The organism is Conexibacter stalactiti, assembly GCF_033542075.1.
GTDB classification, from domain to species: domain Bacteria; phylum Actinomycetota; class Thermoleophilia; order Solirubrobacterales; family Solirubrobacteraceae; genus Conexibacter; species Conexibacter stalactiti.
Genome location: NZ_JAWSTH010000001.1, coordinates 1 through 19,907, shown reverse-complemented (window position 1 = coordinate 19,907; position 19,907 = coordinate 1). Strand labels below are relative to the sequence as shown.

Sequence of the window (19,907 nt, the reverse complement as noted above, 5' to 3'; positions counted from 1 at the left end):
GCCGCGGCCGCGGGTCGCTACTGCTGCGTGTCCTTGCGGCCGTAGCGGTCGTCGAGCCGCACGACGTCGTCGAGCTGCGGCGTCGAGACCTCCAGCACGGTCGCGTCCTCGATCGCCTCGATCGTGTGGACGACGCCGGGCGTGTTGCGCCAGCGCACGCCCGGCTCGAGCACGACCTCCTCCAGCTCGTCGGCGCTCGGGCCCTGCACGAGCAGCAGCTTGCCGCTCAGCAGGTAGCAGCTCTCGTCCTTCTCGCGGTGGTACTGGAGCGAGAGGCGGTGGCCGGCGTGGACGACCAGGAGCTTGCCGGCGTAGTGCTCGGTGTGGGCGAACCACAGCTCGTGGCCCCACGGCTTGTCGACTCTCCGCGGTTCGGCGGGGGCGGCGGCTTCGATCATCCCGCCACGCTACCGGGCCGCGCGGCGCGGCGACGGCGCGCGGACGGCCCGTTGACCGCGTGTGCGCCAGCTCCGTTCAATGTGCTGAACACGATCGACTGAAAAAGTTAGGATCGCTCCCAATGGGAACGGGGACGATCGACGCGGGCAGAGTGAGAACGGCGCTGCGCTTCCGCCGCAACGCCGACCGGCTGACGGCGGGGCAGCTGGCGGCGCTGAGCGACGCCTTCACGCGCGCGCAGGCGCTCAGCGACGACCGCGGCTACGGCTTCTACGCCGGCATCCACGGGCTGCCGCTGCCGATCGGCTGCGACAACGCCCACGGCACGCCGTACTTCCTTCCCTGGCACCGCGCCTACCTGTACTTCTTCGAGCGCGCGCTGCGCGACCGCAACCGCGACGCGATGTTGACCTGGTGGGACTGGCGCACGCCGCCCGGCACCGCCGGCGCGCTGCCGAGACCGTTCGCCGCCAGAGGCAGCAGAAGAGCGCCCAACCCGCTGCTGAGCGCGGCCGTCGACCCGCTCGCGCGCAGACAGGGCAGAGGCTTCGGCGACCCGAGAGTCGCCGCCGCGACGCGCACCTTCCGCAGGCCGGGCACGCTCGGTGTGCCGCTGCCGAGCGCCGCGCAGGTCACCGCGGCGCTGAGCGCCGGCGACTTCCTCGACTTCAGCGAGGCGGTCGAGGGGCTGCACAACGACGTCCACGTGTGGGTCGGCGGGCACATGAGCGAGGTCCCGTTCGCCGCCTTCGACCCGATCTTCTGGGCCCACCACACGATGATCGACCGCCTCTGGCGGCTGTGGCAGCTGCGCAACCCGGGCGGCCGCCCGCCGGCGAGCATCCTCGACGAGGCGCTGCCGCCGTTCCGCATGACGGTCCGGCAGACGCTCGACGTGACCGCGCTCGGCTACGACTACGCCGTCAGCACGGCGTCCGCGGTGGTGGTCAGATGACGCGTTTCACGACCGCGCCGCTGGAGCTGCCGACCTTCGCCGACCGCGACGACGTCAGACGGGCCGACCTCGTCTTCCACGGCGTCGACCACGCCGGCCCCTCCTACGTCGTCCACGTCTTCCTCGGCCGCGAGAACGCGACGCTCAGAACGGTGCGCGACAACGCCCACGGCTACGCCGGCTTCTACTCGGTCTTCGGCCACGGCGGCTGCTACGGCGACGACGACGGCCACTGCGACCCGCGCGCCCGCTACTCCGACGACTTCGACCGCCGCCTGCGCCATCCGCTCGCGCCGCAGACGCGCACGCTGACGGCGACCGAGGCGCTGCACCCGCTGCTGCTGGACCCGAACGTGACCGAGGTGCCGGTGACGGTTGTGATCGAGCCGGAGGGCGCCGCGCCGGCGGCGCCGTTCGAGCTGGTGCGGCTGCTGACCTACGTCGACTGACGGCCGCTCAAGCCGCGGCGCCCGGGGCCGATGACCGGGGGAGCGTATGAGCCTTGACGCCGCGATCGCCCGCATCAGCCAGATCCAGTCGATGATCGAGCCCCTCAACGGGGCCGCATCGGCGAACGCCGCTCGGCCGGTCCAGCAGACGACGGCGACCAACGCCCCCGTCGCGACCGCCTCGGCGTACGCGCCCAACGCCGCCTACCCGGTGACCGCGACGACCGGCATGACCAGCCCGACCGGCGTCGCGCCGACCAGCTTCTCCAACGTGCTCGCGGGCACGACCGGGCAGCTGTCGGCGAGAGCGTCCGGCTACCTGACGCCGGGCCAGCGCACCTTCGCGACCCAGCTCGCGGCCGAGACCGGCATGAACCCGCAGGTCGTCGCCGCGTGGATGCTCGCCGAGCAGTCCGGCGGCGCCGCCACCTCGCGCGAGTCGGCCGGCAACCACAACTGGCTCAACATCGGCTACACCGACTCGGCCACCTACGGCGCCTCCGCGTCGGTCTGGTCCGATCCGGCCAGTGCCGCGCACGCGACCGCCGGCTGGCTCAAGGGCGAGGACACGGTCGACGGCTACGGCAAGGCAAGCGCCGGCGTGCAGTCGATCCTGAACAGCGCCGGGCAGTCGCCCGAGGCGCAGGTGCAGGCGCTGCAGCGCTCCGGCTGGGCCTCGTCCGGCTACCCGGACCTGCCCGGCGTGCTGCGCATGGTCGGCAGCTGAGCGACGCGCTCGGCGCAGGCTTCACGCGCGGCCGCTGAGGGCCGCGGAGTCGGCTACTCCAGCACCAGCAGCGCGGCGCGCGGCGGTCCGCAGACGCCGACGCGCATCGCCATCCGCACGCCGAAGACGTTGACGGGGCGCACCGTCAGGCGGCGCAGCTCGTCGTCGCCCGCGGCGGCGTGCATGATCGCGGCCGCGAAGGCGTCGGCACTGGCGGCCTCGGCATCGGCCGGCGTCAGCAGCTCGGTGACCGGCCGCTCGACCGCGTCGCCCTCGCCGACGGCGAGGAAGCGCTGCGCCTCGGCGGAGAGCGCGCGCACCGACAGCGACTTGTCGACGATCAGGAACGGCTCGCGCGGCTGCGGGACCAGATCGGCGCTCGCCTCCATCAGCAGCCCCAGCTCGCAGTCGCCGCAGACGCGGGCGACCGGCGCCGGGATCTCGTTCGTGACGGAACCGCAGTGGCCGCAGAACCACTGGGAGGGACGGGCCTCCTCGGCGGTCGAGGGAACGAGGCGGAGGAATGGGCGGGCCGAAGCCATGGGAGCAGTATCGGGAACTTCGTTCAAGCAGGTGTATGTGTTCGGTGTGGAACTGGACGGAATGGCCGTGCGATAGCCAGCTATCCGGCGAAATGGTGAGCTTTTGGAGACTGTGAGGTCGCTCACACTCGCCGATTTCGAGCCCGTTCGCGACTCGAACTCAGGGCCCGACGGCTCTGCTGCGTCTCGACGGCGTCACCTTGCGGCGCTGCTCCGCCTCCTCGCGCGCGGCCTCGTCCTCGGGCGCGAACTCCTCGACCAGTTCGGTGAAGAGCTTGTCGGGGTCCTCGACACCCTCCTCCTCCAGCAGCGCGGCGGAACGCGGGTCGACGTGCTCGACCTCGGTCGTGAGGCCCAGCAGCAGCGTCGCGACGACGACGGTGCCGAGCAGGTCGACGCCGACCGCCAGCGGCAGCAGCCACCAGGATCCAGTCGTGATCGCCAGCACCGCGCCGATCACGAGCGCGGCGAAGAAGAGGCTGCCGAACAGGACGCGGTTGTCGCTGACGCCGACGAACAGCCGCGAGCGCCCGCCGTGGCTGGCGGCCGCGACGCGCGCCCGGTTGGCCGGCACCTCGGCCGTGTCGCTGCCGACCACCTCGCGCAGCTCGTCGGTGAGGATCCGGTTGGCCGCAGGCGAAAGCGACGGGTCGGCCGATCTCACGTCGCGACGCTCGCGCTGCTGCCGATCGCTCATGTCCTCCAGCTACCCGCTCGCTCGTTCGCGACACGGTGGGAAATCGGTGTGACACGAGTGCGGACGCGCCTCGGCGATCAAGTCAGCATGCTGACGAGCCGACAACGGGGGCACGATGAGCACCATGGAGATCGGCCAGTCCGTCGGCGCGTCGGACGAGCAGCGCCGTCTCGCCGCGGTCAGCGCCGCCGTCGCGGCCGCGGAGGAGGCGTCGAGCGGGCTGCAGCGGCTCGTGACGCTCGTCGCGCACCTGCTCGGCTACCCGGAGGTGCGGCTCAACCTCGTGCGCGACACGATCCAGGTGACGGTCGCCGCCGCGGGCCTGGAGGCGGGCGAGATCACCCCGCGCGAGCTCTCCTTCTGCGCACAGGCGATCCTCGCGCCCGACCGCGTGCTGGTCGCCGGCGACACCGCGACCGATCCGCGCTTCCGCGACAACCCGCTCGTCGCGCAGGGGCTGCGCGCCTACGTCGGCGCGCCGCTCGTCTCCAGCGACGGCTGCGCGCTCGGCGCCCTCTGCGTCACCGACTCCGTCCCGCACGAGCCGAGCGCCGAGGCGGTCGAGACGCTGCGGCTGCTCGCCGACGCCGTCACCGCCGAGCTGGAGCACAGCCGCGCGCTGATGGCGATCGCCGAGGTGACCGCCGCGCTCGCCTGCGCCAACGACCTGGACGAGGTGCACACGCTGATCTGCGGCGGCGCGCGCACCGCAGGCGGCGCCGACGGCGGCATGCTCGTCGTCCGCGACGGCCGGCGGCTGGAGGTCGCCGCGACGAGCGAGCCGCTGCCCGAGCAGCTGACGCTGCCGGTCGGCCCCGGCTCGCTGACCGGACGCGTCTGCGCCGGCGGGCGCGCTGAGTTCCACGGTGACGGCGACGGCGCCGCGGTGCCGGCGATGACGCGCGCGCTGATGGAGCGTATGGGCGCGAGCGCCGTCGCCGCCTTCCCGGTCGGCGCGGCCGGTCCCGACGGCGCGGCCGGCGTCCTGGTGGTGTGGTGGAGACGGCCGCTCACGGCGCTGCCCGCGACGGTGCGGCGGACGCTGGCGACGCTCGCCGACCAGGCTGCCGTCGCGCTCGAGCGGGCGACGCTGCTGGACAGACTGGAGCAGCTCAGCCGCACCGACCCGCTGACCGGTCTCTCCAACCGCCGCATGCTCGACGAGGTGCTCGCGCGCGAGATCGCGCGGGCCGCGCGCACCAGCGAGCCGCTGACGCTCGCGATGCTGGACCTCGACCACTTCAAGCTGTACAACGACCGCCTCGGCCACCAGGCCGGCGACCGGCTGCTGCGCCATGCCGCGGACGCGTGGGAGAACGCCGTGCGCCGCAGCGACCTCGTCGCGCGCTACGGCGGGGAGGAGTTCACGCTCGTGCTGCCGCAGTGCGACGCGGGCTCGGCGCGCGCGCTGATCGAGCGCGTGCGGGCGGCGACCCCCGACGGCGAGACCTGCTCGATCGGCTGTGCGACATGGGACGGGATCGAGACGCCGGCGGCGCTGCTCGACCGCGCCGACCGCGCGCTCTACGCCGCCAAGCGCGCGGGCCGCGACCGCGTCGTCTTCGACGGCGACGCCTGAGCCGGCGTCGGCACCTGCGCGACCGGCGCGCGCTGCAGCGGGAACGACGCCGCCGACTCGCTCTCGAGCCCGAGCCCGCGGTCGCCGCGACAGGCGAAGGCGCGCAGCTCGATCCGCACGCGCGGCGGCAGCGGTTGCCGCGCGGCGATCGCCACGCGCAGCCGCCCGCGGTCTCTGACCGCCACCGTGCGCGTCGCAGCGTCATGCCGACGGCGCGGCGCGCGAAGCGCAGCGCGGTGATGTCGAAGAGCGGCAGCTCGACCCGCTCGCAGTCGCTCACGACGACGCCGCGCCCGAAGGAGGTGCTCTCGTTCGCGACGCGGTCGCGACCGGGGCCGCAGGTGAGCAGACCGGCGAGGTCGACGAGCAGGTCGGCGCCCGCGCCCCCGAGCACGGTCATGCGGCCGCTGCCGAAGTAGCCGTCCAGCTCGTTCGGGCCGTCGTCGCCGCGCAGCTCGTCGGCGCCGTAGCCGCCGATCGCGTTCTCGACCGCGGTCAGCGTGTCGCGCTCGCCGGCGCTGCCGCCGCCGCCGGCCGCGAGGTCGACGGCGATCGGCTGCCGCCGCTGCGAGGAGTCGGCCTCGTCGCCGCCGGGGCCGCCGTCGAGCAGGTCGTCGGCGAACGGTCCGCGCCGGCACCGCCGGAGAGCACCAGCGGGTGGCCGTCGGCGCCCTTGGCGAGCAGCGTGTCGTCGCCGTCGCCGAGGTCGACGCGGATGGTCGTGTTACGCGGGCCGGCGCCGAGCGAGCAGGTGACCCAGCCGTCGGCGGTGGCCGCGCAGCCGCTGCCGGGGGCGATCGGGGCGCCGGTGCCGCGCACGGCGACCACGCCGGCGCTGGAGTCCAGCTCGCCGGCGTTCACCTCGCCCGGCGCCGCCTGCCACAGGACCGTCGCGACCTTCACCGGCGGCCCCTTCGGCACCTCCTCCTCGCCGAGCGTGAGCGAGATCGTCGAACCGCTCGCCACGGCCGGCGGCAGCAGCGGCACGGCGAGCGCGAGCAGGAGCGGGATCAGCCGAAAGGGGCGCATGCAGCTGAGAACGGGGCTGCCACGGAGAAGTCGCGCGTCGAGCCGCCTTCCTCCGTTTGGACATACGCCCTGCCAGGCCCGGACGCTAGCGTTCGTCGCGTGGAATTCGAGGTCGCCACCGCCGAGCCCGCCGCGCAGGAGATCCCGCTCGGCGGCAGCCAGTTCCCGCCGATCGCCGACTACGGCTTCCTGTCGGACTGCGAGGTCTGCGCGCTCGTCGCCAAGAGCGGCAACGTCGAGTGGATGTGCCTGCCGCGGATGGACGGCCCGAGCGTCTTCGCCGGGATCCTCGACCGCCACGCCGGCCGTTTCCGCGTCGGCCCGCGCGACGAGGTCGTGCCGGCCGACCGCCGCTACCTGCCCGGCACGATGATCCTGGAGACGACGTGGGGCACGCCGACCGGCTGGCTGGTCGTGCGCGACGTGCTGGTGATCGGGCCGTGGCACCACGGCAGCGAGCGCTCGCGCCGCTACGCGCGCTCGCCGCGCGACCACGAGGCCGGCCACGTGCTGCTGCGCACGATGCGCTGCCTCAACGGCTTCGTCGACGTCGAGCTCGACTGCGAGCCGGCGTTCGACTACGCGCGCAAGCGCGGCTCGTGGAGCTACGCGGGCGACGGCTACGGCGACGGCGCCTGCACGGCGGAGGGGAGCGACCTCCAGCTGCGCCTGCGGACCGACATGCGGCTCGGCTTCGAGGGTCCGCGCGCCCGCGCCGAGACGCGCATGAGAGCGGGCGACACGCTCTTCTGCGCGCTCGGCTGGTCGACCCATCTGCCGCCCGACAGCTACGAGGAGGCGCGCGCGCAGCTCTCCTACACCGGCAACTTCTGGCACGAGTGGATCAGCCGCGGGCGCTTCCCCGACCATCCCTGGCGCGTCCACCTGCAGCGCTCGGCGCTGACGCTGAAGGGCCTCACCTACGCCCCGACCGGCGCGATGATGGCGGCCGCGACGACCTCGCTGCCGGAGACGCCCGGCGGCGAGCGCAACTGGGACTACCGCTACACCTGGCTGCGCGACTCGACCTTCATGTTGTGGGGCCTCTCGACGCTCGGCTTCGACCGCGAGGCGCACGACTTCCTCTACTTCATCACCGACCGCCTGGAGGCCGGCGGGCGGCTCTCGATCATGTACGGGATCGACGGGCGCGAACGGCTCGAGGAGGAGATCCTCGACCACCTCAGCGGCTACGAGGGCGCCAAGCCGGTGCGGATCGGCAACGGCGCGTGGGATCAGCGCCAGCACGACGTCTGGGGCGTGCTGCTCGACTCGATCCGGCTCCACATCCGCTCCGGCGACCGCCTCGACGACCGCCTCTGGCCGCTCGTCGTCAAGCAGGTCGACACGGCCGTCGCGGAGTGGCGCGAGCCCGACCGCGGCATCTGGGAGGTGCGCGGCGAGCCGCGGCACTTCACCTCCTCGAAGATCTTCTGCTGGGTCGCGGCCGACCGCGGCGCGCGCCTGGCGCGGCTGCGCGGCGACCGTGAGGCGGCGAAGCGCTGGCGCGCCGCCGCCGACGAGATGCACGCGGAGATCTGCGAGCGCGGCGTCGACGAGCGCGGCGTCTTCGTGCAGCACTACGACACCGTCGCGCTCGACGCCTCGCTGCTGCTGATCCCGATGCTCGGCTTCCTGCCGTCGAGCGACCCGCGCGTGCGCACCACGGTGCTGGCGATCGCCGACGAGCTGACGGTCAACGACATGGTGCTGCGCTACAAGGTGACCGAGACCGACGACGGCCTCACCGGCGAGGAGGGCTCGTTCGCGATCTGCTCCTTCTGGCTCGTCTCGGCGCTGGTCGAGATCGGCGAGGTCCAGCGCGCCCGCGACCTCTGCGACAAGCTGCTCTCCTACGCCAGCCCGCTGGCGCTCTACGCCGAGGAGATCGACCCCCATTCGGGCCGCCACCTCGGCAACTTCCCGCAGGCGTTCACGCACCTGGCGCTGATCAACGCGGTGATGCACATCATCCGCGCCGACGAGGCGCTCGTCGACGACGTGCACTGAGGGGCGGCGCGTACGCCGAAAGGCTGCATTTCGCGTCGGTGCGGCCGATCACCCGATCGACCGCCGCGCACCGGGCGCGGCTCTCCCCGGAATGGACGCCATGTTCAAGGCCCGCACGACGACCGCATTGCTGTTGACGCTTCCCGCCCTTGCCCTCGGCGCCTGCGGCGGCAGCGACTCCGACTCGAACTCCGACGAGGATCAGATCACCGCGGTGATCGAGGCGATCGGCGCCGATCCGCTCGCCGTCTGCGATCACGTCGACGCCGCCACGCTGGAGCAGATGGGCGGCAAGGACGGCTGCGTCAGATCCGGCGAGGAGTCGGGCGACAGAGGCAGCGAGGTGACGATCGAGGACATCACGATCGACGGCGACGGCGCGGTCGCGAGAATCAGCGACGACGACGGCCCGACGACCGTCAGATTCGCCAAGGAGGACGGCGAGTGGAAGGTGACCCCGGGCGGGTCAGCCGGCTGAGCTGGGCTCGCCGCGGCCGGTCTTCGCGTCTGCGCTCGCGCGCAGCGCGGTCAGGCCGGCCGTCCACAGCTGGTCCGCGTCGCTGCCCTCGGCGAAGCGGTCGTTCAGCTCCAGCATGATCATCCCGTGGGCGAAGGCCCACAGCACGCGCGCCAGCGTCAGGTCGCCGCCGACCGCCTGGCGCAGCGCCTCGCCCGCGAACTGCTCCGAGCCCTCGACGAGCGCGGCGCGGTCGAGCCCGTGGTCGGTCATCAGTCGGTAGACGTGCGGATGCTCCAGCGCGTAGCCGCGGTAGGCGACGCCGATCGCGTTTATCGGGTCCTCGCCGCTGACCCTCGCATGGGCTGCCGCCGCGGCGGTCATCTCGCCCTGTTCGAAGAAGGCCTGCGAGATGATCGCGTTCTCGAGCGCGCGCTTGTCGGCGACGTGCTCGTACAGCGACGGCGCGCGGATCCCGAGCTGGGCGGCGATCCGGCGCATCGAAAGGCCCTCGGGACCCTCGCGCTCCAACAGCTCGCGAGCGACCTCGACGATCTCGCGGGCGCGGGGGGACAGCTCCTGCATCGCTCCGGAAACTACCAGCGTCAGAAAAACGCCGGTGTGCCTGTGCTGATTGATCAGTCCTCTGCGAGGACGACGACCTGGTCCCCGGCGGCCGGCACGTACAGCGCCGACTTGGCCGGGTTGAGCCGCATCCCGTAGCGGCTGGCGGGGTCGCTCGCCAGCTCGGCGAGGCGCAGGCCGAGCGCGCTCTCGCCGCGCTCGCGCGCGGCCGCGACGACGGTCGCGAAGGTCGTCTCGCGGCCGGTCTCGACGTAGTCGGACATCTCGCGCAGGTAGATCTCGGAGCCGTCGGCGTCGAACAGGATGCGGAAGACCTCGGCGAGGTGGCGGTTCTCGGAGATCTGCGCCAGCAGCAGGCTCAGCACCTTGTCGGAGACGATCACGTCGTCGACCTCGGTCACCTGCGCCAGCTCGTGGTTGCGGTCGTCGAGCATCTCGCTGACGATCGAGACCGCTCTGTCGAGCCTCGCCGCGATGTCGCGCAGGTGCAGCAGCGTCACGAGCGTGCGCGCGTCGGCCCGCTGCGGGTCGAGGTGCTCGGCGTAACACATCACGATCACGTGGGCGTAGGAGCCGACGTCGAGCGCTTCGAGCGTCGCGCGGTCGGTCGTGTTGCCGTGGCGCACCTCGACGGCGAGGTTGGCGAGGCCCGCGCACTCCAGCGCGATCGCGTCGGCGGCGTCGGTCGTGTCGGCCATCAGCGTCACGACCGAGCCGGGCGCGACGTAGTGGTCGAGCTCGTTGACGACCGTGCTCGTGCGCGAGTTCCAGCCGATGATCAGGACCCGCTGGGCGGCGTCGGGGACGCGCTCGCCGTTGACGATCGTGCTGAGGTCGGGCGTGCCGGCGTAGCGCTGGACCTGCTCCAGCACCGAGTCGTCCTCGGCGACCGCGATCACGCGGTCGCCCTCCTCCAGCAGCGTCTCGGCCGGCGGGTTGACGAGGATCTCGCCGTCGGCGCGCTGGATCCCGATCACGGTCGCGTGCTCGTAGGCGAGCAGCGCCTCGCCGTAGCTGACGCCGGTCAGGACCGGGTCGTCGCGGAAGTAGATCTCCTCGCCGTCGAAGTCGAGCAGCTCGACGTAGGCGGCCGAGACGCCCGACTGGCGCGACGCCTGCACGATCAGCTTCGCGATCGTCTCGCGCTTGTCGACGAAGGCGGCCTGGTCGCCGCCGACGAGGTGGGCGGCCTCGAGGTTGGCGGGGTCGTGGATCTCGGCGACGATCTCGTAGCCGTCCTCGCGCCGGTGCGGACCGCGCGTCAGCGCCAGCACCGTCTTGATCACCTCGGAGTCGGGATCGTCGGACTCGGGCGAGAGCACGATCACCGAGCGCGCGGCGCGCGGGTTGGCGATCGCGACGTCGGCGAGGTCGATCGGCGAGCCGGTGCGGCAGATCACGCGCGTGCCCTTCATGTCGGGCACCTTCGCGCGGATCGCGTCCTCCATCTCGACCTTGTCGCGGTCGGCGAGGATCACGATCGTCGGGTCGGACTCGCTCTCGTTCGCGATCGCCAGCTCCGGCAGGATCGTGAAGACGGCGTCCGACCAGCCGAGCACGAGCGTGTGGTCGTGCTCGACGACGAACGAGCGGCCCTTGCGCAGCTCCAGCAGCTTCTCGTCGAGCGCCGTCGCGATCACGCCGATCAGCGCCGAGACGATGAAGAGGCCGCCGAGCGTGACGACCAGCATCGCGACGAGGAACTGCCAGCTGCCGCCGTCGCCGGCGACGGTGCCGGGGTCCATCGCGTGCATCAGCGTGCTGAACAGCTGGCCGATGAAGCTCTTTCTGCCCTCGTCGGGGACGAGGCCGAAGACGAGCACGACGACCGCGCCGGCGCCGATCAGCGCCAGCGTCAGCAGCGCCAGCCAGCCGACGAGCGCGACCGGCCCGCGCGACATCGTCGCGTCGAAGCGATAGCGCAGCCGCTGGCGGCGGGTCGGCACGGGCGCCGCGGTGAAGCGGCGCTCGCCTCTGGGCGCGCGCAGGTTCGTCGCCGTCCCGGCGGCGAATCTCGACTTGGTGCGCTCGCGCGCGAGCCGTCCGGTGCTCGACATCGTCGTCGTCCTCTGCTGCCAAGGGGGCCTGGAAGATGTTGCGACTTGGTGAATCGGCCGCGCGGGCGCGCTTCTTGAGCAGGTGGCGGGCGGGGCGGGGCCCGGCCGGCGCGCTTGGCGCGGCTCAGCTCACCGCGCCGGCCGCGACGACGGCCGCGGCCGCCAGCAGCAGCGCGCCGACCGCGGAGCCGATCGGCAGCCGCGGCGGCGCGAAGCGCTCGGCCGTCATCGTCGCCGCGAGCGCGAGCATCAGCGCGAGGTTGGCGCTGCCGAGCCCGAACATCACCAGCATCAGCGCCCAGCAGCAGCCGACGCAGGAGCGGCCGTAGGCGATCCCGATCCGCAGCGCGTCGGCGCCCGGGCGCGCGCCGCTCCAGCCGGTCGCGAGGAAGGCGCGCGGCGAGCGGCAGGCCGTCAGGCAGCGCTGCTTCAGCGGCGAGAACTGGTAGGCGCCGGCGAGCGCCAGCGTCGCGGCGCCGACGAGACCGGGCCGCGCAGCGAGCCAGCCGACCGCGTCGACGCCGGCGTGCACGAGCAGGTCGGCGGCGCGGAAGAGGTAGCCGACGAGCAGCCAGACGGCGAGGAAGCCGGCGACCAGCAGCAGCCGCAGCCGCAGGCGCTCGCGCGCGTCGCGGCTGCGCGTGAGGCGGTCGAAGGCGCGCACCAGCCCGGTCGCGCTCGGCAGCATCATCGCGGTGCTCATCAGCAGCCAGCCGCCGAGGAAGAAAACGATCGCGGCTGCCTGCCCGGCGGCGCTCGCCGGCTCGTAGGCGTGGCTGAGGTAGCGCGCGTAGGGCGAGGCGCCCCACGCCAGCAGCGCGACGAGCGCCAGCAGCGCGAGCGCGGCCGCGAAGGCGTGCGCGCCGAGCAGCCGCGGCGCCGCGCGGCCCACGCGTCAGACCTCGTGCGCGTAGCCGAAGCGGCCGCTCGTCGTCGAGCGCGCGACCGCGTCGATCTTCGGCGTCGCCGGCAGCTCCAGCTCGAAGGTGCGGGCGCGGCCGGCCTCGCCGATCGGTCCCAGCAGGTTGGCGAGCACGCCGTCGTTGATCGTGATCGTGCGGCCGTTGGCACCGACGAGCAGCTCCGACTCGACCAGCACGCGCGGTCCGACGCGCAGCTGCGTCGCGCGGCCGTCGGTCGTGAAGGAGACCGGCGCCCGCTCGATCAGCTGCGGCCCCTCCTCCTCCATTCTCGCCAGCTCGCCGAGCGGCCCGCCGAGCTGCCCGGTGAAGGCGTCGCTGAGCGCTTGGAACTGGCCGTCATCGGCGCGCTCGTCGACCACGAGCGCCATGTGCAGGTGCTGCGGCCGCTCACGGTGGCCGCCGTGCTGCGAGAGGCTGACGACCGTCAGCCCCGCGACGTCGAAGCCGTTGATCGTGCCGCGCTCGATCTGCCACGCGATCAGGCCGGTGCACTCGTCCTCGTCGGGCTCCTGCTCGAACCAGCACGGGCAGGGCACCGAGCAGTCGCACGCCTCGAAGAACCGCCCCCTCAGCTCATACCCCATGGCTGGTTTCTACTCGCCCCGCTCACCGTCGGTCAAATAATTGGCGCGCAGAAGTCCAGAAACCGGTTGACAGCCGCGGCGAACCCGCCGTAGCGTCCTCGCCGTCAACCGCGGAGATCGGGATCCGCGGACTTCACGCGATTCGGGGGCCGGCGCCGTGAGCAGCGGCAGGGGCACGCGCAGGATGACGATCGACGGGCATCGCGTCCGCATCCTCGGCGACGAGCGGCCGAGACCGTTTCGCGGCTTCTTCGCCGGCGACGAGCTGCCGGGCGATCACCACGCCGGCGAGGCGGTCGCGTCGGTCGACGCCGGCGACCAGCCGCCGCCCGGCGTCGTCGTGATCGAGGTCGACGGCGCTCGCTTCGAGGCGCACGCCGTGCCCGCCGGCTGGTTCCACCTGCACGCGCTGCCGTTCCAGCGCTTCGCGTCGGTCGAGCAGGCCGCGCGCGAGATCGTGCAGCTGATCGACCAGGGGGTCCTCCGTGGCAGATCGTAGAAACCAGAACAAGATGACGCCCGCCGAGCGGGAGCGGTTCGTCAGAGCGCTGCTGCGGATGAAGAGAGACAGAGCGGCCGCGTACAGATACGACCAGTACCCGGAGATGCACGCGCTCGCGGCGCCGGACGTCCCGCCCCCCGACATCGTCGACGAGAACCCCGCCCATCGCGGCCCCGCCTTCGGTCCGTGGCACCGCTACTTTCTCGCGCGCTTCGAGCAGGACCTGCAGGAGGCCGACCGCAGAGAGGGCGGCGACGGCAGACTGATGCTGCCGTACTGGGACTGGGTCAACGACAACGCCACGACCCCCAACCGCCAGCGCGGCCAGATCTGGGACGACGCCTTCATGGGCGGCGACGGCGCGCCCGTCAGCTCTGGCCCGTTCGCCGCCGCCAGCGGCAGATGGAGAACGGTCGGCGGCGCCGGCAACCTCGTGCGCGCCTTCGGCGGCTCGATCGCGTCGCTGCCGACGAAGGCCACCGTCGCCGACGCAATGCTCGCCGAGGGCTACGACACGAGACCGTTCGACGACAGCATGGGGTACGCGACCGGCGTCTCGCAGCCGCCCGCGCCGAGCGCGACCGGCGCCGCCGGCGGCACGCTCGCGCCGGGGATCTATCAGGTCGTCACGACCTACATGAACGGCGCCGGCGAGACGCGCCCGTCACCGCCGACCGCCGTCTGCGTCGGCGGCGGCTGTGCGCCCGCCAACGCCTTCAACGCGATCGTCGTCAGTTCGCCGCCGGCCGCGGCGAGAGGCACCGCGACCGGCTACCGCACCTACGTCAGCCCCGTCAACGGCAGCGCCGACGACGCGCGGCTGGAGGGCGCCTTCACCGCGATCGGGACGCCGGTCACGATCAGATCGCTGAGAAGCGGCGACAGACGGCCGGGCATCAACACGACCAGCAGCTTCCGCAACATCCTCGAAGGGTGGGCGAGCAGAAGCGGCGACATCGATGTGCACAACCGCGTCCACGTCTGGGTCGGCGGCTCGATGCTGCCGGGCACCTCGCCCGACGACCCCGTCTTCTTCATGCACCACTGCAACATCGACCGCCTGTGGGCGCAGTGGCAGGCGCAGCACCCCGGCCAGAACTATCCGGTCGACGTGCTGAGAATCGGCAGCGCCGGCAGACGCCCGCACGGCCTCAACGAGCCGATGCCGCCGTGGATCGGCGCAGAGCTGGTGACGCCGGCGCAGGTGCTCGACCACACCAGACTCGTCGTCCGCGGCAGACCGGCCGGCTACACCTACGACACCGACCCGCTCCCGTTCGGGTTGAACGTCAGCCCCTGAGCGATGGCCGGGATCGCCGACATCGCCGCCGGAGTCCGCTGCGCGCTGGAGCCGATCGACAACGCGCTCACCAACGAGACGATGCTGGCCGAGTTCTTCGCCGACCTCGGCTGGGAGGTGAGAGCGTCGCCCGGCGCGATGGGAGCGATCCGCACCGCCTTCGCGATCGGTCCCGCCTTCGACGCCGCGCTCGCCGTCGCGCAGCAGCTGGAGACCGGCGGCTCGACGCCGAGCCCGGCGCTGGCGAACTCGCTGCGGGAGGCGCTCGTCGGGCTGATCGACGCCTTCAAGGCGCTCTCGCAGGCACCGCCGACCGGCGGCCTGCCGGCGCCGCTCAACAGCGCCGCCTTCTGGCAGGAGATAGGGGTCGCGCTCGCCGACAGCCTGCTGCTCAAGCACGTCGAGCGGGCGCAGCCGATCGCCTTCGCGCTGCTGCGGATGAGCGGCCTCGCGGAGATCACCGTCGAGACGCCCAGAGGCGCCGGGCGGATGCCGTACGAGCGCTGGAACATCCGCTGGGACCGGCTGCCGCGCGTGATCGGCGAGCCCGACAGACTGATCCGCGAGGTGTGGGGCTGGGGCGGCGCGAGCTTCAACCACGCGCTGCTCGACGAGATCCTCGGGCAGACGCTGCGCGCGCTGCGGATCCCCGCGCGCACGACGCCGCCCACCGCGCCCCAGCGCGCGCGCTGGTACGCCGACGACAACCCGGCGCTGAGAGATGTGCGGACGCTCGCGGTGCCGCTGATCGCGCAATCGAGCGTCGACCGCTCCGTCTACGCCGAGCTGGGGCTCGCGCTGACGCCGATCCCCCCGAGAGGGCAGCCGAGAGCGGCGCCGGCCGGCTTCGCGCTGATGCCGCTGGCGAACGGCAGACTGACCGGCGGCAGCGGCTCCTCCGACGCGCTCGTGCGGCTGCTGGTGCGCGGCGGCTTCGACCTCGACGCGGTGCTCGGCGCCGAGATACGGCCCAGCGGCGTCGAGCTGTTCGCCGACGTCGGCAGAGCGTCGCTCGATGCCGAGGTGCGCGTCGCGGCGAGACCGCCGAGACCGTTCATCCTCGTCGGCGACCCCGGCGGCTTCCGCCTCGAGGCCGGCGGCGCCGAGATCGGCGTCGGCGTCAGAGGCCAGCTCGCCGACCCCGAGCTGACGGTCCGGCTCGGCACCGGCACGCCCGAGGGCGGGCAGACGCCGAAGCTCGCGATCGTGATCCAGACCTCGGAGGCCGACGGCTTCCTCGGCAAGCTGATCGGCACCAACCCGCTGCGCTTCGAATTGGGCGGCGCGGTCGTGTGGTCGTCGAGATCGGGCCTGCACTTCGAGGGCTCGGGCGGCTTCGAGTGGACGATCCCGCTCAACCTCAACCTCGGCCCGGCGGAGATCAGCACGCTGACGCTCGCGCTCGGTGCCGGCAGCGGCGGCGTCGAGATCGGCGCCGGCGTGACCGGCAGAGCGATGCTCGGCCCGCTGACCGCCGTCGTCGAGCAGTTCGGGCTCGCCGTCACGCTCAGATTCGGCGATGCCAGAGGCGACCTCGGCCCGCTCAACGTCGCGCTCGGCTTCAAGCCGCCGAAGGGGATCGGCCTCGCCATCGACGCCGGCGTCGTGAAGGGCGGCGGCTACCTCTTCTTCGACAACGAGAGAGGCGAGTACGCGGGCGCCCTGGAGCTGACCTTCGCGAGCTTCCTGTCGCTGAAGGCGATAGGGCTGCTGAACACGAGAATGCCGGACGGCTCCAGAGGCTTCTCGCTGCTGATCATCATCACGGCCGAGTTCGGCAGCGGCATACAGCTCGGCTTCGGCTTCACGCTGATCGGCGTCGGCGGCCTGCTCGGGCTCAACCGCACGATGCGGCTGCAGCCGCTGATGGAGGGCGTCCGCACCGGCGCGATCAACTCGGTGATGTTCCCGAGAGACGTCATCGCGAACGCGCCGAAGATCATCAGCGACCTGCGCACGCTGTTCCCGCCGGAGAACGGCAAGTTCCTGATCGGGCCGATGGCGAAGCTCGGCTGGGGGACGCCGACGCTCGTCTCGCTGGCGCTCGGGATCATCATCGAGATCCCCGGCAACCTCGCGATAATCGGGGTGCTGCGGATCGCGCTGCCGGCCGACCAGGTCGCGGTCGTCGTGATCCAGGTCAACTTCGCCGGCGCGATCGAGTTCGACAAGAAGCGCGTCTACTTCTTCGCCTCGCTGTTCGACTCACGCGTCCTCTTCCTGACGATAGAAGGGGAGATAGCGGTCGTCGCGCAGTTCGGCGACGACGCCACCTTCGTGCTCAGCGTCGGCGGCTTCCACCCGCGCTTCGACCCGCCGCCGCTGCCGGTCCCGATCCCGAGACGGATCGCGGTCAACATCATCAACACCGCCGTCGCGCGCGTCCGCGTCGAGGGCTACTTCGCCGTCACCTCCAACACGGTCCAGTTCGGCGCCCGCGCGGAGCTGTTCTTCGGCTTCTCCGCGCTCAACGTGCAGGGCTCGATCGGCTTCGACGCGCTGTTCCAGTTCTCGCCCTTCCACTTCGTGATCGAGGTCTCGGCGTCGTTCTCGGTGAAGGTCTTCGGGATAGGGCTGTTCAGCATCAGCGTGCGGATGTCGCTGGAGGGGCCGACGCCGTGGCGAGCACGCGGCACCGGCTCGATATCGATCCTCTTCTTCGACATAGACGTCGACTTCGACGTCACCTGGGGCGAGGCGCGCGACACCCAGCTGGAGCCGGTCGACGTGCTGCCGCTGCTGGCGGCCGAGCTGCAGAAGGCGGAGGGCTGGAAGGCGCTGCCGCCGGCGCCCAGCAACCTGCTCGTCTCACTGCGCAGACTCGACCCCGGCAGAGCGGCCGAGGACCTGCTCGTGCTGCACCCGCTCGGCGCGCTGCAGGTGACGCAGCGGGCCGTGCCGCTCGACCTCACGATCGACAAGGTCGGCAACCGCAAGGCGGCCGACGCGAAGCGCTTCTCGGTCGCGGCCGGCAGAGGGCTCGCCAAGCGCGCCGACGTCAGCGAGCAGTTCGCACCCGCGCAGTACCGCGACATGGCCGACGCCGAGAAGCTCGGCAAGCCGGCGTTCGAGCGCGAGCACGGCGGGATCGAGCTGACGCCGGCCGGCCAGGAGATCGCCTCCGGCGCGCTCGTCAAGCGCGTCAATCGCTACGAGCTGTCGACGATCGACACCGCCTTCCAGCGGCGGCGGATCCGCTTCCACGCCTTCCCCTCGACGCTGTTCGTGCACTTCCTCGCCGGCTGCGCGATCGCCCGCTCGCCGCTGTCGCAGGCGATCAAGGACCAGCACGACCCGTTCGCCCCGGCCGACAAGATCGCCGTCGGCGACGAGGGCTGGACCGTCGCCTCCCAGCAGGACAACAGCGCCGTCGGCACGGCCTTCGCGAGCGAGGCGCAGGCGCAGGACGCGCTCGCCGCGCACCTCGCCGCCAACCCCGGCGCCGCCGTCCACGTGATCCCGGCCTTCGAGGTGGCGGCATGACCGATCTCGGCACCTACTCGTTCCTGCCGTGGCTGCGCCACGGGATCGCGAACACCGTCACCGCCGCTGACTTCGACAGAAGCGTCAGAGCGCGCGCGACCGTCGGCGTCGAGCTGCAGCTGACCGGCGAGCCGGTCAGAGGCTCGACGACGCTGAGACAGACGGTCAGACGCGACGTGCAGATCTTCGGTCCCGGCGACGTCGTCGGCCTCGACGCGCGCGCGATCGTGCGCGTCGAGCCGCGCAACCTCGTGACGGCGTACGAGCCCAACTACATGCCGCACGTCGAGTTCTACGACGAGGACCTGCCGTGGCGCTACACCCCGGCCGCGCCCGACGGCAGCAGAATGAGACTTCGGCCGTGGATCGCGCTCGTCGTGCTGGCCGACGGCGAGTTCCAGGAGCGCGCCGTGCAGGGCGCGCCGCTGTCCGCGATCGCGGTGCTCGACCCGAGCGCGCTGCCGCCGGCCGGCGACCTGTGGGCGTGGGCGCACGTGCACGTCAACAGAGACCTCGCCAGAAGCGCGAGAGAGATGCGCTCGACCGACATGGCCGCGGTGCTGCCGCGGCTGAGATCGGCGCTCGCGAGCAACCCCGACCTCGCCTGCTCGCGGATCGTCTGCCCGCGGCGGCTGAGCGCCAACGTCGGCTACGAGGCGTTCGTCGTGCCGGTCTTCGAGAGCGGCCGGCTCGCCGGGCTCGGGCTCGACCCGGCGCTCGCGCCGTACGCGACCGCCTCCGCGTGGGAGGAGTACAGAGGCCGGCCCGTGCCGGAGCTGCTGCCCGTCTACCACCGCTGGCGCTTCCGCACCGGCGAGCTGCAGGACTTCGAGTCGCTCGTGCGGCTGCTGCAGCCGAAGCCGATCGACCCGCGCGTCGGCGTGCGGCCGCTCGACGTGCAGAGACCCGGTTCCGGCCTGCCGGGGATCCTCAGCCCGAGACTGGGCGGGATCCTCCAGCTCGGCGGCGCGCTGCGGATCCCCGACGAGTCGCTCAGCGCGGACGAGGTCGCCAGACGCAGAGCGTTCGACGTGTGGGCGACCAGCGAGGGCAGACCGCCGCACCCGTTCCAGCAGGCGATGGCCGACGCGATCAACCTCGCCGACGACTACGCACACGTGCCGGTGCCGGACGCGAACGCCGCCGCCGGCATCGGCGAGCAGCCTGACGACCCGGTCGTGACGATGCCGCTCTACGGCCGCTGGCACGCGCTCCAGCAGCGGCTGCTGCGCGAGCGCGACGGCACGCCGGTGAGACCGGACGACAACTGGGTCGCCGACCTCAACCTCGATCCGCGCCATCGCGTCGCCGCCGGCTTCGGCACGCGGATCGTGCAGGAGAACCAGGAGTCGTACATGGACGCCGCCTGGAGACAGGTCGGCGACGTGCTCGCGGCCAACGCCGCGATCCGCCGCGCGCAGCTCGCGAAGCTCGCGGCCGGCGGCCTCTACCGACGCCATCTCGTCACGCTCGGCGCCGCCGACCCCGGCCGCGCCTTCGCGCTGACGGCGCCGCTGCACGCGCGCGTGCTCGACAGCGGCGCGACCGTCCGCCACCGCCGCGGCGCGAGCTTCCTGCCGCCCGTGATGACCGCGGCTCCGCTGCGGCGGGCGCTGCGTCCGCGCGGGC

The 19,907-nt window shown here is 72.5% G+C and carries 18 protein-coding genes and 1 pseudogene; 10 read left to right on the top strand and 9 right to left on the bottom strand.

Features of this window, described 5'->3' with window-relative positions; translation table 11 throughout:
- Positions 1–17: 17 nt before the first annotated feature.
- Entirely contained in the window at positions 18–398 is a 381-nt protein-coding gene (locus R7226_RS00095; protein WP_318594973.1) for a cupin domain-containing protein, read from the bottom strand.
- 122 nt (positions 399–520) lie between these two features.
- Between R7226_RS00095 and R7226_RS00090 the strand changes: the two genes are divergently transcribed.
- Genes R7226_RS00090 through R7226_RS00080 form a run of 3 tightly spaced genes read left to right on the top strand, consistent with a single transcriptional unit; the run spans position 521 to position 2,530 of the window.
- A complete protein-coding gene (locus R7226_RS00090) occupies positions 521–1,354 on the top strand; it encodes a tyrosinase family protein (protein WP_318594972.1) in 834 nt (277 codons plus the stop codon).
- A complete protein-coding gene (locus tag R7226_RS00085) occupies positions 1,351–1,803 on the top strand; it encodes a hypothetical protein (protein ID WP_318594971.1) in 453 nt (150 codons plus the stop codon). Before R7226_RS00090 ends, R7226_RS00085 begins: the two co-directional genes overlap by 4 nt.
- 46 nt (positions 1,804–1,849) lie before the next feature.
- Positions 1,850–2,530: a hypothetical protein gene (locus tag R7226_RS00080; protein WP_318594970.1), complete on the top strand. Its 681-nt coding sequence runs from the start codon at positions 1,850–1,852 to the stop codon at positions 2,528–2,530.
- Between the two features lie 53 nt (positions 2,531–2,583).
- Here the strand turns inward: R7226_RS00080 and R7226_RS00075 are convergent, their stop codons facing one another.
- Together R7226_RS00075 and R7226_RS00070 are read right to left on the bottom strand one after the other, a co-directional pair.
- Positions 2,584–3,072, bottom strand: a complete 489-nt coding sequence (locus R7226_RS00075; RefSeq protein ID WP_318594969.1) for a hypothetical protein — start codon at positions 3,070–3,072, stop codon at positions 2,584–2,586.
- Positions 3,073–3,232: 160 nt separating this feature from the next.
- A complete protein-coding gene (locus R7226_RS00070) occupies positions 3,233–3,769 on the bottom strand; it encodes a hypothetical protein (protein ID WP_318594968.1) in 537 nt (178 codons plus the stop codon).
- Positions 3,770–3,884: 115 nt separating this feature from the next.
- Between R7226_RS00070 and R7226_RS00065 the strand changes: the two genes are divergently transcribed.
- Complete coding sequence (locus R7226_RS00065; RefSeq protein WP_318594967.1) at positions 3,885–5,348, top strand: GGDEF domain-containing protein; 1,464 nt, start codon at positions 3,885–3,887, stop codon at positions 5,346–5,348.
- Here the strand turns inward: R7226_RS00065 and R7226_RS00060 are convergent.
- Both R7226_RS00060 and R7226_RS00055 read right to left on the bottom strand, forming a co-directional pair.
- Complete coding sequence (locus R7226_RS00060) at positions 5,294–5,533, bottom strand: hypothetical protein (protein ID WP_318594966.1); 240 nt, start codon at positions 5,531–5,533, stop codon at positions 5,294–5,296. The genes R7226_RS00065 and R7226_RS00060 overlap by 55 nt on opposite strands.
- Before the next feature lie 310 nt (positions 5,534–5,843).
- The gene (locus R7226_RS00055; RefSeq protein WP_318594965.1) at positions 5,844–6,377 is read right to left on the bottom strand and encodes a hypothetical protein; all 534 of its coding nucleotides are present in this window, start codon (positions 6,375–6,377) and stop codon (positions 5,844–5,846) included.
- A gap of 99 nt (positions 6,378–6,476) precedes the next feature.
- On the opposite strand from R7226_RS00055, the gene R7226_RS00050 reads away from it, so the two are divergent.
- Positions 6,477–8,387 (top strand): glycoside hydrolase family 15 protein, encoded by a 1,911-nt coding sequence (locus R7226_RS00050; RefSeq protein ID WP_318594964.1) that lies wholly within the window; start codon positions 6,477–6,479, stop codon positions 8,385–8,387.
- A 91-nt stretch (positions 8,388–8,478) separates the two neighbouring features.
- Positions 8,479–8,865 carry a hypothetical protein gene (locus tag R7226_RS00045; RefSeq protein WP_318594963.1) on the top strand — a complete coding sequence of 129 codons (387 nt, stop codon included), beginning with the start codon at positions 8,479–8,481 and terminating at the stop codon, positions 8,863–8,865.
- On the opposite strand, the gene R7226_RS00040 is transcribed toward R7226_RS00045, so the two are convergent.
- From R7226_RS00040 to R7226_RS00025, 4 genes are all read right to left on the bottom strand, one after another.
- Entirely contained in the window at positions 8,854–9,429 is a 576-nt protein-coding gene (locus R7226_RS00040) for a TetR/AcrR family transcriptional regulator (protein ID WP_318594962.1), read from the bottom strand. The genes R7226_RS00045 and R7226_RS00040 overlap by 12 nt on opposite strands.
- Before the next feature lie 53 nt (positions 9,430–9,482).
- Positions 9,483–11,486, bottom strand: coding sequence for a CASTOR/POLLUX-related putative ion channel (locus R7226_RS00035; protein WP_318594961.1), 2,004 nt, complete (start codon positions 11,484–11,486; stop codon positions 9,483–9,485).
- A 124-nt stretch (positions 11,487–11,610) separates the two neighbouring features.
- Entirely contained in the window at positions 11,611–12,378 is a 768-nt protein-coding gene (locus R7226_RS00030) for a DUF2182 domain-containing protein (RefSeq protein WP_318594960.1), read from the bottom strand.
- Positions 12,379–12,381: 3 nt separating this feature from the next.
- Positions 12,382–12,993, bottom strand: coding sequence for a DUF1326 domain-containing protein (locus R7226_RS00025; protein WP_318594959.1), 612 nt, complete (start codon positions 12,991–12,993; stop codon positions 12,382–12,384).
- Positions 12,994–13,177: 184 nt separating this feature from the next.
- Here R7226_RS00025 and R7226_RS00020 point away from each other — a divergent pair, with 184 nt between their 5' ends.
- The 4 genes and pseudogenes from R7226_RS00020 to R7226_RS00005 all read left to right on the top strand — a co-directional run.
- Positions 13,178–13,492 carry a hypothetical protein gene (locus R7226_RS00020; RefSeq protein ID WP_318594958.1) on the top strand — a complete coding sequence of 105 codons (315 nt, stop codon included), beginning with the start codon at positions 13,178–13,180 and terminating at the stop codon, positions 13,490–13,492.
- Positions 13,479–14,795 carry a tyrosinase family protein gene (locus tag R7226_RS00015; RefSeq protein WP_318594957.1) on the top strand — a complete coding sequence of 439 codons (1,317 nt, stop codon included), beginning with the start codon at positions 13,479–13,481 and terminating at the stop codon, positions 14,793–14,795. Before R7226_RS00020 ends, R7226_RS00015 begins: the two co-directional genes overlap by 14 nt.
- Before the next feature lie 3 nt (positions 14,796–14,798).
- Positions 14,799–18,278, top strand: coding sequence for a DUF6603 domain-containing protein (locus tag R7226_RS00010; protein WP_318594956.1), 3,480 nt, complete (start codon positions 14,799–14,801; stop codon positions 18,276–18,278).
- Positions 18,275–19,907 (top strand): annotated as a pseudogene (locus R7226_RS00005) (hypothetical protein); the annotation flags it as partial. The gene R7226_RS00010 and the pseudogene R7226_RS00005, both read left to right, overlap by 4 nt.